General features: G+C 57.4%; 16 protein-coding genes. 8 read left to right on the top strand and 8 right to left on the bottom strand.

Annotated elements, in window-relative coordinates; all coding sequences use genetic code 11:
* The first annotated feature begins 215 nt into the window (after positions 1–215).
* Genes NB069_RS16235 through NB069_RS16225 form a run of 3 tightly spaced genes read left to right on the top strand, consistent with a single transcriptional unit; the run spans position 216 to position 3,133 of the window.
* A complete protein-coding gene (locus NB069_RS16235; protein ID WP_250585200.1) occupies positions 216–1,769 on the top strand; it encodes a peptide MFS transporter in 1,554 nt (517 codons plus the stop codon).
* 58 nt (positions 1,770–1,827) lie between these two features.
* A complete protein-coding gene (locus NB069_RS16230) occupies positions 1,828–2,862 on the top strand; it encodes a Gfo/Idh/MocA family oxidoreductase (RefSeq protein WP_250589530.1) in 1,035 nt (344 codons plus the stop codon).
* A 52-nt stretch (positions 2,863–2,914) separates the two neighbouring features.
* Positions 2,915–3,133 carry a zinc ribbon domain-containing protein gene (locus NB069_RS16225; protein ID WP_250585198.1) on the top strand — a complete coding sequence of 73 codons (219 nt, stop codon included), beginning with the start codon at positions 2,915–2,917 and terminating at the stop codon, positions 3,131–3,133.
* On the opposite strand, the gene NB069_RS16220 is transcribed toward NB069_RS16225, so the two are convergent.
* The 3 genes from NB069_RS16220 to xseA form a co-directional block, all read right to left on the bottom strand.
* Positions 3,130–3,480 (bottom strand): protealysin inhibitor emfourin, encoded by a 351-nt coding sequence (locus NB069_RS16220; protein ID WP_250585197.1) that lies wholly within the window; start codon positions 3,478–3,480, stop codon positions 3,130–3,132. The two genes, NB069_RS16225 and NB069_RS16220, sit on opposite strands and share 4 nt — an antisense overlap.
* Complete coding sequence (locus tag NB069_RS16215; RefSeq protein WP_250585195.1) at positions 3,481–4,500, bottom strand: M4 family metallopeptidase; 1,020 nt, start codon at positions 4,498–4,500, stop codon at positions 3,481–3,483.
* A gap of 196 nt (positions 4,501–4,696) precedes the next feature.
* Positions 4,697–6,070, bottom strand: a complete 1,374-nt coding sequence (gene xseA / locus NB069_RS16210) for an exodeoxyribonuclease VII large subunit (RefSeq protein WP_250585193.1) — start codon at positions 6,068–6,070, stop codon at positions 4,697–4,699.
* 159 nt (positions 6,071–6,229) lie between these two features.
* Here xseA and guaB point away from each other — a divergent pair, with 159 nt between their 5' ends.
* The gene (gene guaB, locus NB069_RS16205) at positions 6,230–7,696 is read left to right on the top strand and encodes an IMP dehydrogenase (RefSeq protein WP_250585191.1); all 1,467 of its coding nucleotides are present in this window, start codon (positions 6,230–6,232) and stop codon (positions 7,694–7,696) included.
* Positions 7,697–7,764: 68 nt separating this feature from the next.
* On the top strand, positions 7,765–9,342 hold the full coding sequence (gene guaA / locus NB069_RS16200; protein ID WP_250585189.1) for a glutamine-hydrolyzing GMP synthase: 1,578 nt from the start codon (positions 7,765–7,767) through the stop codon (positions 9,340–9,342).
* Between the two features lie 61 nt (positions 9,343–9,403).
* Here guaA and NB069_RS16195 read toward each other — a convergent pair whose 3' ends face one another.
* Genes NB069_RS16195 through NB069_RS16185 form a run of 3 tightly spaced genes read right to left on the bottom strand, consistent with a single transcriptional unit; the run spans position 9,404 to position 10,911 of the window.
* Positions 9,404–10,150 (bottom strand): alpha/beta fold hydrolase, encoded by a 747-nt coding sequence (locus NB069_RS16195; protein WP_250585187.1) that lies wholly within the window; start codon positions 10,148–10,150, stop codon positions 9,404–9,406.
* A gap of 9 nt (positions 10,151–10,159) precedes the next feature.
* Positions 10,160–10,414 carry a DUF1471 domain-containing protein gene (locus NB069_RS16190; RefSeq protein WP_250585185.1) on the bottom strand — a complete coding sequence of 85 codons (255 nt, stop codon included), beginning with the start codon at positions 10,412–10,414 and terminating at the stop codon, positions 10,160–10,162.
* A gap of 35 nt (positions 10,415–10,449) precedes the next feature.
* Positions 10,450–10,911: a DUF6130 family protein gene (locus NB069_RS16185; RefSeq protein WP_250585184.1), complete on the bottom strand. Its 462-nt coding sequence runs from the start codon at positions 10,909–10,911 to the stop codon at positions 10,450–10,452.
* Positions 10,912–11,131: 220 nt separating this feature from the next.
* Between NB069_RS16185 and NB069_RS16180 the strand changes: the two genes are divergently transcribed.
* Complete coding sequence (locus NB069_RS16180; protein WP_250585182.1) at positions 11,132–11,857, top strand: SDR family oxidoreductase; 726 nt, start codon at positions 11,132–11,134, stop codon at positions 11,855–11,857.
* Here NB069_RS16180 and NB069_RS16175 read toward each other — a convergent pair.
* A complete protein-coding gene (locus NB069_RS16175) occupies positions 11,854–13,035 on the bottom strand; it encodes an MFS transporter (RefSeq protein WP_250585180.1) in 1,182 nt (393 codons plus the stop codon). The two genes, NB069_RS16180 and NB069_RS16175, sit on opposite strands and share 4 nt — an antisense overlap.
* 98 nt (positions 13,036–13,133) lie before the next feature.
* On the opposite strand from NB069_RS16175, the gene NB069_RS16170 reads away from it, so the two are divergent.
* Positions 13,134–14,018, top strand: coding sequence for a LysR family transcriptional regulator (locus NB069_RS16170; protein WP_250585178.1), 885 nt, complete (start codon positions 13,134–13,136; stop codon positions 14,016–14,018).
* Between the two features lie 27 nt (positions 14,019–14,045).
* On the opposite strand, the gene NB069_RS16165 is transcribed toward NB069_RS16170, so the two are convergent.
* Positions 14,046–14,252: a YfgG family protein gene (locus tag NB069_RS16165; protein ID WP_250585177.1), complete on the bottom strand. Its 207-nt coding sequence runs from the start codon at positions 14,250–14,252 to the stop codon at positions 14,046–14,048.
* 347 nt (positions 14,253–14,599) lie between these two features.
* On the opposite strand from NB069_RS16165, the gene NB069_RS16160 reads away from it, so the two are divergent.
* A complete protein-coding gene (locus NB069_RS16160; RefSeq protein ID WP_250589529.1) occupies positions 14,600–16,840 on the top strand; it encodes an EAL domain-containing protein in 2,241 nt (746 codons plus the stop codon).
* The last annotated feature ends 6 nt before the right edge of the window (positions 16,841–16,846 follow it).

The raw sequence follows: 16,846 nt of genomic DNA, 5'->3' as shown, positions 1-16,846 counted from the left end.
TCACTATTCACGTTTATCCAACATAAAATCTAAGAAATAAGACGATTGTCGAATTTTCATCTTTTGGTGGTGGGGTGGGGGCTGGACAAAAGTAGCCTCAGGTTATCAAATGGTTAAATAACATTTCGCCGGATGTAAAAAAGCCGCCAGAGCACACTCTGCGTGGCCGACTTCCGGTGCTTACAAGCACGACGACATATCATCTCGGGAGAATTATGCAATCCTCTGTTAATAAAAACGAAAGCCGAACATTCTTCGGCCATCCTTATCCACTTGGCTCGCTGTTCTTCACCGAGATGTGGGAGCGCTTCTCGTTTTACGGCATTCGTCCACTGCTGATCCTGTTTATGGCTGCCACCGTCTATGACGGCGGGATGGGGCTGGCGCGGGAAAATGCCTCCGCTATCGTCGGTATCTTTGCTGGCACCATGTACCTGGCCGCGCTGCCGGGCGGCTGGCTGGCGGATAACTGGCTCGGACAGCAGAAAGCGGTCTGGTACGGTTCGATCCTGATTGCGCTTGGCCACCTGTCGATTGCGCTTTCTGCGGTAATGGGCAACAACCTGTTCTTTATCGGCCTGATGTTTATTGTCCTGGGCTCGGGCCTGTTCAAAACCTGTATCTCGGTAATGGTCGGCACGCTGTATAAGAAAGGCGATGCCCGCCGTGACGGCGGCTTCTCGCTGTTCTATATGGGCATCAACATGGGCTCATTCATCGCGCCGCTGATCTCCGGCTGGTTGATTAAATCCCACGGCTGGCACTGGGGCTTTGGTATCGGCGGTATCGGGATGCTGGTCGCGCTGGTCATCTTCCGCCTGTTTGCCGTTCCGGCCATGAAACGCTACGACAGCGAAGTGGGGCTCGACTCTACCTGGAACAGCCCGGTAGTGAAGAAAAACGGTGTCGGGGGCTGGCTGCTGGCGCTGGCGGTGGGTGTGGCGATTATCGTCACCCTGATTGCCCAGGGTGTGATTGTGATCAACCCCGTTGCCGTTGCCAGCGTGCTGGTTTACTTCATTGCCGCCTCGGTGGCCCTCTACTTCATCTGGCTGTTTGTCTTTGCCGGCCTGAACCGTAAAGAGCGCGCCAGACTGCTGGTCTGCTTCATTCTGCTGGTGTCTGCGGCGTTCTTCTGGTCTGCGTTCGAGCAAAAACCGACGTCGTTTAACCTGTTTGCCAATGACTACACTAATCGCATGATCGGCGATTTCGAAATCCCGGCCGTGTGGTTCCAGTCGATTAACGCCCTGTTTATTATTCTGCTTGCACCGGTCTTTAGCTGGGCATGGCCAAAACTGGCGAGCAACAACATTCGTCCGGGCAGTATCACCAAGTTCGTGATCGGCATTCTGTGCGCGGCAGGCGGCTTTGGCCTGATGATGCTGGCGGCGCAGAACGTCCTCAGCAATGGTGGCGCCGGTGTTTCCCCGTTCTGGCTGGTGGGCAGCATTTTGATGCTGACGCTTGGTGAACTGTGCCTGAGCCCGATTGGTCTGGCGACCATGACCCTGCTGGCCCCGGAAAGAATGCGCGGCCAGATGATGGGGCTGTGGTTCTGCGCCAGCGCGCTGGGCAACCTGGCAGCGGGTCTGATTGGCGGCCACGTGAAGGCAGACCAGCTGGATATGCTGCCGGATCTCTTCGCGCGCTGCTCTGTAGCTCTGCTGATTTGTGCTGCCGTTCTGACGGTGCTCATTGTTCCGGTGCGTCGTATGCTGGAAAATGCGCAAACGAAAAGTGAGCCGAAACCCGTAACTAACGCCTGAATCTGACGACATTGCCGGGGCGTGGTTACGCTCCGGCAATGCAATGAAAGAGGTTCAGATGCAGATTGGGTTTGTTGGACTTGGCGCGGTAGTCGAAACCGCCTATTTGCCCGCCTTAAGAAGTACTTTTGGTGAATCACTTCACTGTCAGGGTTTTGATCTCCAGCCCGCAAAAACGCTTGATGGCATTACGCGCTGTTCCTCCCTTGCCGACCTTCTTGCCCGCCCCCTCGATACGCTCTTTATTACCACCGCATCGCTGCAACACCTTGCCGTGCTTGAGCAGGCGCTGGCGTCTACCCTCCCGCGCATCGTGGTGGAAAAACCGATTGTCGCCACGCTAGCCCAGATCGAAAAACTGAAAGCGCTGCTGGCGAGGCCGGGAGCTGCCGCCCGGGTGCTGGCGCTCGATCACTGGATGGCGCGCATAAACCTGGTGCGTCTGGGGCTGGTCAAAACCTTTACAGATATCGTCAGAATCGAGGGCTTTTTGCAGGAGCCAAGCGGGTTTAACACGGCGGGGGAGCCCATCGCGCTTAACTTTGCCACCGGCGAGCCGGATACCCGGACGCTTCGTCACCCGGATGGGGTGATCCTGGATATCGGTACGCATGTGCTGGCGATGATGCGCGAGACGGTGCGTTATCTGGGCGGCAGCGGCGAGCTTGCCTTACAGGTGGTGACGGCGAAAGATCGTCTCGGGCGCGATATCGCCAGAGGCGATCTGACCACCGCCGAAGGCGAGGCGCATCTTCAGGGGACGATGGGCGGCGTGCCGGTGGATATCTGGCTGAACAAATATGCCGGGCCGACGGGGGGGCAAAAGGGACTGCGACTGCATCTGCGGGACGGTCGCGTCATCAACCACGACCGGCGCGGGGCGGAGGATGTGCTGACGCTTACCGACGGCGGACAGGTGCAGTGCTGGCGCTTTGGCGGCACCATTTACGCCAACTGTCTGGCGGAACAGATTCTGGGGGAGCAGAGTCTGTTTATACGCGACCCGCAAGAGGTGAGCCGCACAACGCAGCGGCGTCTGGAAGAGGTTGAACTCCTCCTGAGATTACAGCAGCAGCTGCGTGGCCCTCACTGAGCCCATCGTGGTAAAATTGATTGAGTACTGAATACCCTTCTAAGGAGTCATCATGTCGATTATCTGCCCGGAATGTAACACGGAGCTGGAGCCCGAAAATGGCGTGGCGCATTGCGAGAATTGCAACAAAGATATTGCCCTGGAAGCCCGCTGCCCGGAGTGCCATAAGCCCCTCGAGGTGTTAAAAGCCTGCGGTGCGGTGGACTATTTCTGCCAGAACGGCCACGGCCTGATCTCTAAAAAGCGGGTGGAGTTCGTCAGGGCGGACTAATCGCATACGCAGCCTTCGCCTTTCTGCCAGAGTTCGACCAGCGACTCTGGCGCCTCCTGTTCGGGAACCAGCACGATAATGTCGGTGTACTGCGCCTGATTGTGCCGGGTCCAGATTATCTGGATGCGAAAATAGCGCTGGTCGCCGCCACCGGGTGACGACGCCTGACCGGGCGGCTCTCCACGAGGGATAGCCTGCTCCAGTATATTCACCACGCGCTGGCGCTGCGCGCTGTTAAGCGTCGAGAGCGCGATTCGCCGTAACCCGCTGAGATGGGGGATATAGGCTACGCCACCCTCACGCGCCAGCTCGACGACCGCGTCATCGGTCAGTTCCGGAACCTGCATTCACAACACTCCCACCTGTTTCCAGGCTTGCTCAATGGCCGCTGCGACGTTACCACCCGATCGCTTTTCACCGTGGGCAACCGTCAGTTTCGCGAAAGCGTCAAAATCCGCATCCTGCGCCAGCTGTCGGTCGCAAACCGTGTCATACCATGCATAACCGGCCTTCTCCCAGGCGTTGCCGCCAATGGCCGTGGCAGCAAGATAAAAGGCGCGATTAGGAATACCTGAATTAAGGTGCACGCCGCCGTTATCTTCGCGGGTTTTGATAAAGTCTTTCATGTGCGCGGGCTGCGGATCTTTACCGAGCAGGGGGTCATCATAAGCGGTACCGGGCTCAGACATTGAGCGCAGCCCTTTGCCATTGATCCCTTCAGCCAGCAGCCCTTCACCAATCAGCCAGTCGGCTTTATCGGCCGTTTGCTTCAGGTGGTACTGCTTCACCAGCGAGCCAAAAACGTCAGATAAAGACTCATTCAGCGCACCCGCTTGTTCAAAGTAGATTAGCCCGGCTTCGGTTTCGGTCACGCCGTGGCTAAGTTCATGCGCCACTATGTCAATGGCAATGGTGAAGCGGTTAAAGATCTCGCCGTCACCATCGCCAAATACCATCTGCTGACCATTCCAGAAAGCGTTCTGATATTCCCGCCCATAATGCACGGTGCCCGTCAGCATCAGCCCTTTATTATCCAGCGAGTCGCGATGATAATTTTTCCAGAAAAATTCATGGGTAATACCTAAATACTCATAGGCTTCCTCGACAGCGATATCCCCATTGGACGGCTGACCCTCATAACGCACCTGAATACCAGGCAGCTCCTGGGCCTGTTTTGCATCATAAATATCGCGCTCCAGCTGCCCGGCTTTATTCACGTGCGGCGCGGCGGGTTTACCTGGCATATGGGCCATCAACGTTTGTACATGCGTCAGCGTCTGGCGGGCGCAGCGCTGCTGCGGCTCAGAGCCACTTTCAATAATACGACGAAGGATATAGGGCGGGATCACGCTATGCATTCGGGTCATGCTTCTCTCCTGTTTCTGGCAATGCCGAAAAAAGAAACACTCTAATTGTAAATGATGACGTCGGGGTTGGAGAGAAGTCAGACTAATCGCGCCGGTAAAAGGCGATGAGCGGGGAGGGATATGTTATTTGATCCGGCGTACTGCTGGCGCAGAGCGCGGTTTATCGCTCATCCATCCCCATCACGGCCAACCATGATCACGCTTTTTTACGCGTCCGCGCTTTTTTCACCGGCGTCACGCCTTTCACTTCGCTTTCTACCCAGCCGTCTGACACCCGGGTGGTGAGCAGATCACCCGCTTTGACCTGTTTGGTCTGCTTCAGCACGGTACCGTCGGTGGCGGTGGTCACGCTGTAACCGCGCGCCAGCGTTGAAAGCGGGCTGACGGCTTCGAGGTGGGTTACCGCATTACCAAAGCGCTCACGCGTACTGCCGAGGCGCGCGCGCAGATTTTCCGCCAGCCGGTATTCCAGCTGCTGAATACGCGTTTGCGCGCGCCAGATGCGTGGCTGCGGGTTCTGCTGATTCAGGCGCTGAGTGGCGCGCTGCTGGCACTGCCCCGCGCGCTTGAGCTGGGTATCCACTGCGAGGTTCATCCGCTGGCGCAGACGCTCCAGCACGGTCTGCTGACGGGCCAGGCGCAACTGTGGGTGCTGCTGCTGCAGACGATGGTGAAGCTGGGTAAAACGACGGGTGCGGTTGGCGAGGAAATAGTCCATTGCCATCTCGAGGCGCTGCTGGCCGTTCTGGATCTGGCGCAGCAGTTCCAGCTGGTTACGGCTCACCATTTCTGCCGCAGCGGACGGCGTGGGTGCCCGCAGGTCGGCGACAAAATCGGCGATGGTGACGTCGGTTTCATGGCCGACGGCGCTCACCACCGGGATCCGGCTGGCAAAAATCGCCCGCGCGACCCGTTCGTCGTTAAAGCTCCAGAGATCCTCCAGCGATCCGCCGCCACGTCCGACGATCAGCACATCACACTCCTGACGGGCGTTAGCGAGCTGAATGGCGCGAACAATCTGCCCTGGCGCATCATCACCCTGAACGGCGGTCGGGTAGATAACGACCGGCAGGGAAGGGTCGCGGCGTTTCAGCACGTGCAGAATGTCATGCAGCGCGGCGCCGGTTTTGGAGGTGATGACCCCCACGCAGTGGGCAGGGGAGGGGAGCGGCTGCTTATATTGCTGATCGAACAGCCCTTCTGCTGAAAGCGCGGCTTTCAGCTGCTCGTATTTTTGCTGAAGAAGTCCTTCACCCGCCGGCTGCATACTTTCGACGATAATCTGATAATCACCGCGCGGCTCGTACAGGGTGATACTGGCGCGAACCAGTACCTGCTGTCCGTGCTGCGGCCGGAAGGTCACCCGCCGGTTACTGTTGCGGAACATCGCGCAGCGCACCTGTGCAGTATTGTCTTTCAGGGTGAAGTACCAGTGACCGGAAGCAGGCTGCGTGAAATTGGAGATTTCTCCGCTGATCCACACCTGGCCAATTTCCTGCTCAAGCAGCAAACGGACCGTCTGATTAAGGCGGCTGACGGTAAAAATTGAGGGGGACCGGGAGGATAACATGTGAGCGGGATCAAATTCTAAATCAGCAAGTTATTCAGTCGATAGTAACCTGCTCAGAGGCAATCGCAAGCATTATTTATAAAAAAGTGTAGATGCAATCGGTTACGCTCTGTATAATGCCACGGCAATATTTAACCACCCAGGTCAGAGATATTGCCCATGCTACGTATCGCTAAAGAAGCACTGACGTTTGACGACGTCCTCCTCGTTCCCGCTCATTCCACCGTTCTGCCGAATACTGCCGACCTCAGCACGCAGTTAACTAAAACCATTCGCCTGAACATTCCTATGCTCTCCGCGGCAATGGACACCGTGACTGAAGCGCGCCTGGCTATCGCCCTGGCTCAGGAAGGCGGCATTGGCTTTATTCATAAAAACATGTCTATCGAGCGCCAGGCAGAAGAAGTTCGCCGCGTGAAGAAGCATGAATCTGGCATCGTTACCGACCCACAAACCGTTCTGCCAACCACCACCCTGCACGAAGTGAAAGCCCTGACCGAGCGTAACGGCTTTGCAGGCTACCCGGTTGTGACCTCCGATAACGAACTGGTGGGCATCATTACCGGTCGTGACGTCCGTTTCGTCACCGACCTGAACCAGCCGGTCAGCGTCTACATGACCCCGAAAGAGCGTCTGGTCACCGTACGTGAAGGTGAGTCCCGCGACGTGGTCTTCGCTAAAATGCACGAAAAACGCGTTGAAAAAGCGCTGGTTGTGGACGACAGCTTCCACCTGCGCGGCATGATCACCGTTAAAGACTTCCAGAAAGCAGAACGTAAACCTAACGCCTGTAAAGACGAGCATGGCCGTCTGCGCGTCGGCGCGGCGGTTGGCGCCGGTGCCGGTAACGAAGAGCGCGTCGACGCGCTGGTTGCCGCGGGCGTTGACGTCCTGCTGATCGACTCCTCTCACGGCCACTCCGAAGGCGTGCTGCAGCGTATTCGTGAAACCCGTGCAAAATATCCTGACCTGCAGATCATCGGCGGCAACGTGGCGACCGGCGCGGGCGCACGTGCCCTGGCAGACGCGGGTTGCAGCGCGGTGAAAGTGGGCATCGGCCCTGGCTCCATCTGTACTACCCGTATCGTGACCGGCGTGGGCGTTCCGCAGATCACCGCCGTATCCGACGCGGTTGAAGCGCTGGAAGGGACCGGGATTCCGGTTATCGCTGACGGCGGTATCCGCTTCTCTGGCGACATCGCCAAAGCCATCGCAGCCGGTGCGGCAGCGGTAATGGTCGGCTCCATGCTGGCGGGTACCGAAGAGTCTCCGGGCGAAATCGAACTGTTCCAGGGCCGTTCTTACAAATCCTACCGCGGTATGGGCTCCCTGGGCGCGATGTCCAAAGGCTCCTCTGACCGTTACTTCCAGACCGATAACGCCGCTGACAAACTGGTGCCGGAAGGTATCGAAGGTCGCGTGGCCTATAAAGGCTACCTGAAAGAGATCATTCACCAGCAGATGGGCGGCCTGCGTTCCTGTATGGGCCTGACCGGCTGTGGTACCATTGACCTGCTGCGTACTAAAGCGGAATTCGTACGTATCAGCGGTGCGGGTATCCAGGAAAGCCACGTTCACGACGTGACGATCACCAAAGAGTCTCCGAACTACCGTATGGGCTCCTGATTAATTTCCGCGCCCGGCTTTAAGCCGGGCGCTCTGTTTTTGTTTCACTTGCCTCGGAATTAGCGTCAATGACGGAAAACATTCATAAACATCGCATTCTCATCCTCGATTTCGGTTCTCAATATACTCAGCTGGTGGCACGTCGCGTGCGTGAGCTGGGCGTTTACTGCGAACTGTGGGCGTGGGATGTTACGGAAGCTCAGATTCGCGAGTTCAATCCAAGCGGCATCATCCTTTCCGGCGGCCCGGAAAGCACCACCGAAGACAACAGCCCGCGCGCGCCGCAGTACGTGTTCGAAGCCGGCGTGCCGGTGTTCGGCGTCTGCTACGGCATGCAGACCATGGCGATGCAGCTGGGTGGTCACGTTGAAGGTTCTAACGAGCGTGAATTCGGCTACGCGCAGGTTGAAGTGCAGACCGACAGCGCCCTGATCCGCGGTATCGAAGACTCCCTGACCGCCGACGGCAAAGCGCTGCTCGACGTCTGGATGAGCCACGGCGACAAAGTCACCGCGATCCCGTCCGACTTCGTGACCGTTGCCAGCACCGAGAGCTGCCCGTTTGCCATCATGGCCAACGAAGAAAAACGTTTCTATGGCGTGCAGTTCCACCCGGAAGTGACCCATACCCGTCAGGGCCTGCGCATGCTGGAGCGTTTTGTCATCGATATTTGTCAGTGTGAAGCCCTGTGGACGCCAGCAAAAATCATCGACGACGCCGTTGAGCGCATCCGCCAGCAGGTGGGGGACGATAAAGTGATCCTCGGCCTGTCCGGCGGCGTTGACTCCTCCGTAACCGCGATGCTGCTGCACCGCGCTATCGGTAAAAACCTGACCTGCGTCTTCGTGGACAACGGCCTGCTGCGCCTCAACGAAGCCCAGCAGGTGATGGACATGTTCGGGGACCACTTTGGTCTGAACATCGTTCACGTTGAAGGCGAGCAGCGCTTCCTCGACGCGCTGGCGGGTGAAAACGATCCGGAAGCAAAACGTAAAATCATCGGCCGCGTATTCGTAGAAGTATTCGACGAAGAAGCGCTGAAGCTGGAAGACGTGAAGTGGCTGGCGCAGGGCACCATCTACCCTGACGTGATCGAGTCCGCGGCGTCTGCCACCGGTAAAGCACACGTCATCAAATCTCACCACAACGTGGGCGGCCTGCCGAAAGAGATGAAGATGGGCCTGGTTGAGCCGCTGCGCGAGCTGTTCAAAGACGAAGTGCGTAAGATCGGTCTGGAGCTGGGTCTGCCGTACGACATGCTCTACCGTCACCCGTTCCCGGGCCCGGGTCTGGGCGTACGCGTGCTGGGCGAAGTAAAGAAAGAGTACTGCGACCTGCTGCGTCGTGCGGATGCGATCTTCATCGAAGAGCTGCATAAAGCCGACCTGTACAACAAAGTGAGCCAGGCGTTCACCGTCTTCCTGCCGGTGCGTTCCGTTGGCGTAATGGGCGATGGCCGCAAGTACGACTGGGTTGTCTCCCTGCGTGCGGTTGAGACCATCGACTTTATGACCGCCCACTGGGCGCACCTGCCGTATGACTTCCTGGGCCGTGTGTCTAACCGCATCATCAACGAAGTGAACGGTATCTCCCGCGTGGTGTATGACATCAGCGGTAAGCCACCGGCGACGATCGAGTGGGAATAATTCCCGCCCGTTAAGCGTTAAAAAAACAAGCCCGCCTCTCGCGGGCTTTTTTTTGCCAGTCTCATTTCGCGGCTTGCTCAATCGCCCGGGCAATCTCTCCGGGATGGCTCACCATCGACACATGGCTTGCCGCCACCTCGGTGGTTTTGGCATCAATCGCCTTCGCCATCGCCCGTTCAAGATCCGGGTTGATCATCCGGTCATTTTTGCTCACCACATACCAGCTCGGCTTATCGTGCCAGGCCGCATGCGTCACCTTTTCTGCAAAGGCGTCGGCACGGATCGGACCCTGGGTGGCGGTCAATGCGTTCTGCTCACCAGCCTTAATGTCCGGGGCAAAATCCTCGCGTACCGCTTTATCCGGCAGATAAAGAAAACCGTCTGCGGTTTTGGCGATGCCTGCGCTGCCCGGCGGGGCCGGGTAACTTCCCGCCAGATCCGCCGTCGACTGGCCTGAATCCGGAGCAAACGCCGCCACATAAACCAGCGATTTGACCCGCGCATCGTTACCCGCCTCGCTGATGACCGTGCCGCCCCAGGAGTGACCCACCAGCACCACATCACCCTGAGCCCGGGCGATGGCGCGCTGCGTCGCGGCGACATCATCTTTCAGTGAGGTGAGCGGCAGCTGAACGGCAATAACCTCGGTATGCTGACGTTGCAGGTCGCTAATCACGCGGTTCCAGCTGCTGCCGTCGGCAAACGCCCCGTGCACCAGCACCACGGTCTTATTGTTCGCCAGCGCAGTGCCGCTGGCAGAGGCCAGCAGCAGGCTGGCCATCAGGGTATGCGTAAAGCGTTTTTTCATGATGAGGCCTCAGCGATAAATATCGGCGGTGCCTGACAGGGAGTTGTTCCCGCCAGCAGAGGTAATGCGAAACGCGCTGCCACCCGCTTTATCGGCTTTGGCCTGCAGTTTTGCCTCCAGATCCGCGAGCGACGATGCGCCGCTGCTGTCGGAAACGGTGCCGATCTTGTGTTGCCCCTGGTCCTGGTTAATTTCCTGGGCCGCAAACGCGGAAGAGGTCATTGCGGCGGTGAAGGTCAGAACGGCAATCAGTAATGTTTTCATGGTTTACATCCTCAAAAAAAAGTCAGGGGCTGCGTTCAGTGCATAGTCGCGGCATGCGGCGGCACGGTGAATTCGACGGTTTTACGATCGACAGGTTTATGGGTTGGATCGGCAAGGATAAGGGTCACCCTGTGATGGCCTGCTGGCAGTCCCACCAGAATGACCGGCTCGCCGCTGGCGTCGGCCCAGTGCCAGGGGTTGTCATCCACAATGACGTGGATATGGCCGATACGCGGCGTCACTTTTAGCGCCTCGGGCCCGAACACGGGTTCAATGCGCATGTTCTCGGTGCGGTACTGAATAAAGACTGCCCCTTTACGCAGCGGGCCCGCCAGCGGCGGATCCACAATCAGCTTCGCCGGGGGCTGGGGCTGTTCGAGCGGTGCAACGGCAGCAGGGCCGTTAACATCCGCCGCGCTGAGGCCGCTTAACGGTGCGGCCAAGGTGCAGCCAGATGTCAGCGCGAACAGCGTGAGCAGTAAATGTCGACGCATCATTCAGGTATCTCCTCTTCAGGTCATCAATGGCGACAGAGACAGAAAACCATTTTTATGTATCGGGTCTGTTTGCTGTGGGCGGCTTTTTTGTATGGCTGCGTAAGCAGGGCGGCGTGGATACAGTGCGATACATTCCGCGCAAGCGCGGGGGCGTTTTCGCTGGCAGAGTATCTGCAGAGGCACCCGGGTGGGTGCTCAAGCAAACAGGAGTATGACCATCATGAATCACGAAAAAGTTGCGTTGGTATTCGGCGGTGCGCGCGGTATAGGGGCGGCCATTGCCGCACGTCTGGCGCACGACGGCTATCGGGTTGCCATCACCTGGGTGTCCCGTCCCGACAGGGCGCAGGATGTGGTAGCCGCCCTTACGCGTCAGGGTGGGCAGGCAATAGCCATTGAGGCCGACAGCGCTGATGCGGCGGCAATCCAGGCGGCAGTCGACACAACGCTACACCACTATGGCAGGCTTGATGTGGCCGTAGTGAACGCGGGTGTGCTTCGCCCGGGGACTCTTGAGGAGTATACCCTGGCGGATCTGGATACCACCCTGGCCGTCAACGTGCGCGGCGTCTTCCTCGCCATTCAGGCGGCGGTTAAGCCGATGAAGGAGGGAGGAAGAATTATCACCATCGGCAGCAATACCGCGGTGCGCACGGGGCATGCGGGGAGCAGTGTTTACGCCATGAGTAAAGCGGCGGTGGCATCGATGGTGCAAAACCTCGCTTTGGATCTGGCACCACGGGGCATCACCATAAACAACATCCAGCCGGGGCCTGTAGCCACCGATATGACCGCCAGCATAGTGGAGCAAATAACGTCGCTCGTCCCGCTGCAACGTATCGGTAAGCCGGAAGAGATCGCCTCCCTGGCAGCCTGGCTTGCGGGTGAGTCTTCCGGCTACATGACCGGTTCAAGCCTGACTATTGACGGCGGATTTGTCCTTTAGTCGTTCAGGGCAGGGATGCCCCGATCATCACGCACTGCCTGACCTTTCACGATGGCCACCGCCAGCCCGGCGATCACCAGCGTCAGCCCCCACGACAGCCACATTGCGCCCACCACGCCCAGCGCTCGGTTCAGCCAGGCATAAGCCAGTGGGGAGGCCGCCGCCATCAGCTGGGCGGGGATCAGCAGCACCCCGGTCAGTCTGGCGTACTCTTGTGGCGCAAACAGCTGTAAGGGCAGGGTCGCTTTTACGATGGTCACCAGGCCGTTGATCGCCCCATAGCCCAGCACAAAACAGGCGGCCGACCAGAGCCAGAGCGTGCTGCTCACACCCAGCAAAAAGCAGACCGGCATCGCAAGGGTAGTGAGCAAGGTGAGGCGCAGCGGCGTCAGCCCCGCGCCGGCAACCACCTCCAGAAATCGTGCGCCAGTCTGACCGATGCCCCATAACATCCCGACGGTAACCGGCAGGCCGACGCTGGCGATAAATTCCGGCAGATGGGTGGAAGTACCGTTAGAGACAAAGGTGATCAGCGCAATAAAGGCGGCGTAGAGCCAGCCGTTGCGCCGATCCTGTCCCCCGCCAGTTGCGAGGGATTTATTAACGACAGGGCGTGTTTGATTGGGTAACGCCAGGGTTAACAGCGCGCTCAGCAAGCCGAACAGGGCATAAATCAGAAGCGCGTCACGCCAGCCCATCACGTTAAGCAGCGCCTCGCCGAGCGGCCAGAACACCACCGAGGCCAACCCACCCGCCAGGGTTACGCGGGAGATGGTTCGTCGCGCCTGCTGGCCGTAAAGATTGACCAGCGCGGCAAACAGCGCGTCGTACAGCGACAAACGCATCCCGATGCCGGTTAACACCCAGGCGCTGTACCAGGCAACCAGCGAATGCGTCCCGGCCATGATCAGGCAACCGACGGCGAGCAGCAGGGAACCCGTCATCACCACGCGCTGGCCGCCAGCCCGCGACAGTATGCGGGCAACAAAGGGCGAGAGAGCGGCCATCACCAGCATGGCGAGCGTCAGGCCTGAATAGACTTGCGGCGACGACCAGCCGGTATCCGCAGTAATCGCCCGGGCAAAGGTACCCGGCATATAAAAAGAGATCCCCCAGTTGATAAGCTGGTTACAGCCGGTGGTCAGCGGGATGGCTCGGGGTATGGCAGGGTTTTTCATTATCTTTCATTCCATCAGGGCGTTATCCTGAGCATATCCACTGCATCGGGGCGCAGGCAGGCCCGGGCGTTTATGGCTCCTATAAGAGAAACTTTGTAATGACGACCCTGAATCTGGGACAGCTGGCGACCTTTCGCCTGGTGGTGCAGCGCGGCAGTTTTTCTGCCGCTGCGGATGTGCTGGGCCTTTCGCAACCCGCCGTCAGCTTGCAGATCCGCCAGCTGGAGCAATTTCTGCAGACGCGATTAATTGAGCGGACCGGGCGGGGGATTAAAGCCACGGCGGCCGGGCAGGCGTTATTCACCCACGGCGAGCGCATCGAGCAGGCGGTGGATGAGGCGATACGGTCCGTGGCCGCGTTTAATCAGGAAGTGAGCGGCACCATAACCATCGGAATGGGAGCCACGGCCTGCATTCACCTGTTGCCACCCCTGCTGCAGCAACTGCGTCAGGCGCATCCGCTGCTGCGGGTTGGCGTCACTACCGGTAACACCCTTGAGATTGTTCGCGCCATTGAGGAGAACCGTCTCGATTTGGGGCTGGTGACGCTCCCGGCGGCTGGTTCGGCGCTGGCGATCGCCCCGGTGATGGATGAGGAGTTTGTGTTTATCGCCGCCGGGGAAGACGAGGGGCAATATGTCTCTCTGACCGCAGAGCATCTGCGGGACAGGCCCTTTATCGCCTTCAGTGCGGGAAGCAGTACGCGACGGGTGATCGACGCCTGGTTTCAGGCAAGCGGGGTGGAAGCGCCGCCGATTATGCAATCCGGCAGTATCGAAGCGATCAAGCGGATGGTTCGCGTCGGCCTGGGATACAGCATTATCCCCCGAATGGCAGTCAATTGCGCGGAAGACAGGCAGGGGTTATGCGTGCGGTCGCTTACGCCAGTATTACATCGCCAGCTGGCAATCGTTATGCGTCAGGATAAAATTCTGAGCAAAGGGATCGGCGAAATTATTCGATTATTACAGAATGCAGAATAGTTAATTGAACCAATAAAAACCAAACGATTAATTAATTGTCGACGTCGAACGCTCGGCGTAATCGGCGGAGAGGGTAGATTGCTGGGCCTGTTTTTTCTCCTGGTGGTGATACCACGCACCAATAGAGGAGTAAACGAAGCGGCCGACGAAAAAGAAGAGGCTGATAAGCAGTATGATACGCGTCATCCGAGTGTTAAACCGATGTCGTCTTCGCATACGTGTGGCCTGACTCACTGTAGTTTTCCTGAAATACCCTGAGGGCGGTACGCCATTAAGGCATACGGGCGAGCAGGGGTCAATTGATCCTGATGTAAAATTCCGTCAACAACTAATCCATTTATTGTTATGTATATTAATCAGTTTATTTACGCCATTGATAATTAGCACAAAAGTACAGTTAAAAAAGCTGAATATTATTTATCGATATTAATATGTTTGATTTAAGTCAAATGTCACTCGCCGTTGCTAACTAAAATCTTTATTCCTCTCGTGTAATCGGTAATCCGTTTGCACGGCAACATTGTCAGGTTGGATGCCTGTCTCAACTACCCCCCGGGATGAGCGGGTTTACTATGGCATCTATGACTCTTTTTACGTTATACAAAAAATACAGAGATCGCTGGTGGGGGCTTCCACTTATCCTGCCGGTTATTCTTTTACCCATTGCGCGTCACGCCACGACATACACCCATGTGCAGGGCAACGTGGTGGTGCTTTATTACATGCCTCTGGCGCTATTACTCTCGCTGATGCTGTTCTATGGCATGGCGGCAGTGCCAGGCATTATGGTTGCGCTTTTTTTGCGCTATTACCCCACTCTTGGCGGCTACGAAACTGCCGTCTCGTTGGGGCATTTCCTCATCCCGATAACGCTCAGTTGGGGTGGATATAAGGTCTTTGCGCCACGGCGAAACAAGGTCTCCTATGGCGACGGACGCCTGATGGCGCAACGAATGTTCTGGCAGATGTTCTGTCCAGCCACCCTGTTTCTGCTGCTGTTTCAGTTTGCTGTCTATCTTGGCTTCTACCAGACACGTTTTGACCTGGTCGGTATTAATACCATTGGGATCCGCTCCCTGATTAACTATCAGGGATTGCTGGTTGGCTGCCTGACAGGAGTGCCATTCTGCTACCTGGTGATCCGCACCCTGCGCCATCCCCGCTATCTGCGCAGCCTGATATCGCAGATTGTTATGCAGATTGACAGCAAAGTAACGATAACTGAAGGCATTATCTGGACGCTGGTTGCCGGTGCATTGCTGGCCCTGCTGCTGTGGCCGATCAACGAAAACAGCTCCATTTTCAGCACCAACTACACGCTGTCGCTGCTGATGCCGGTGATGTTATGGGGGTCTATGCGCTTCGGTTATAAGCTGATGTCATTGATCTGGACCCCCATCCTTATTATCTCCATTCACTATTTTTACCGTTACATACCCTGGTCGCAAGGCTATGACATTCAGCTGACCATCACCTCGTCCAGCTATCTGGTCTTTACCTTCGTGGTGGTGTATATGGCGGTGCTGGCGACGCGCCAGCGGGCGATTAATCTGCGCGCCAGACGGCTGGCGTTTCTCGATCCGGTAGTACACATGCCCAATTTGCGCGCGCTCAATCGTGCGCTGGGCAAAGCCCCCTGGTCGGTACTCTGCTTCCTGCGCATCCCGGAGCTGGAGGTGCTGGGACGTAACTACGGCGTACTGCTGCGCATCCAGTACAAACAGAAGCTGGCCGCATGGCTGAACGACTACCTGGAATCAGATGAGTGCGTGTATCAGCTGTCGGGTCACGATCTGGTGCTGCGTTTAAATACTGAAATGCATCAGTCCCGCATTGATGAACTGGATCTGCATATAAAGCGTTTCCGCTTTATCTGGGACGGAATGCCGCTCCAGCCACCGGTGGGGGTCAGTTACTGCTATGTGCGCTCCCCGGTAGTGCATCTCTATCTGCTGTTGGGTGAGCTGAGCACTATTGCAGATCTCTCTCTTGCGACCAATCACCCGGAAAACCTCCAGCAGCGTGGCGCGATCAATCTTCAGCGCGGCCTGAAAGACAAAGTCGATATGATGAATCGCCTGCAGCGCGCGCTGGAAAAAGATGAATTTACCCTGCTGGCGCAGCCCGTCCAGGGCATTCGCGGCGATAACTATCACGAGATCCTGCTCCGTCTGCAAAATGGCGACGACGGGCTGATTTCACCCGATGTCTTTCTGCCCGTTGCCCAGGAGTTTGGTCTCTCGTCGCGCATTGATTTGCTGGTGCTGGAGAAGACGCTTAAGTTTATGGCGGATAACCGGGAAGCGCTGCCGGGACAGCGGTTTGCTATCAATCTTTCCCCAACGTCCGTGTGTCGGGCCCAGCTGCCGCTTGAGGTCAGTCGGATGTTGCAAAAATATTCTGTTGAGAGCTGGCAGCTCATCTTCGAGATCACCGAGAGCAGCAGTTTTGGCAATGCCGGGCTGGCGATGCAGACCGTGACCCACTTGCAGCAGATGGGATGCCGGATTGCCATTGATGATTTTGGTACCGGCTATGCCAGCTATGCGCGCCTGAAAAATGTCGATGCCGATATCCTCAAGATCGACGGCAGCTTTATTCGTAATATCGTCAGCAACAGCCTGGACTATCAGATAGTTGCCTCGATCTGCCACCTGGCGCGGATGAAAAAGATGCTGGTGGTGGCAGAGTATGTTGAAAGCGAAGAGATCCGCGTTGCCGCTGAGGCGATGGGCATTGACTATTTTCAGGGCTATTTGATTGGTAAACCCGAGCCGCTGGAGAGAGTGTTAATGACTGAGGCGCTCAGTAAGAGCGCCTGAGGGAAC

Source organism: Leclercia adecarboxylata (genome assembly GCF_023639785.1).
Lineage (GTDB): Bacteria > Pseudomonadota > Gammaproteobacteria > Enterobacterales > Enterobacteriaceae > Enterobacter > Enterobacter adecarboxylatus_D.
The sequence above is the reverse complement of the archived record's forward strand: the minus strand, read 5'-3'. Positions and strand labels throughout refer to the sequence as shown.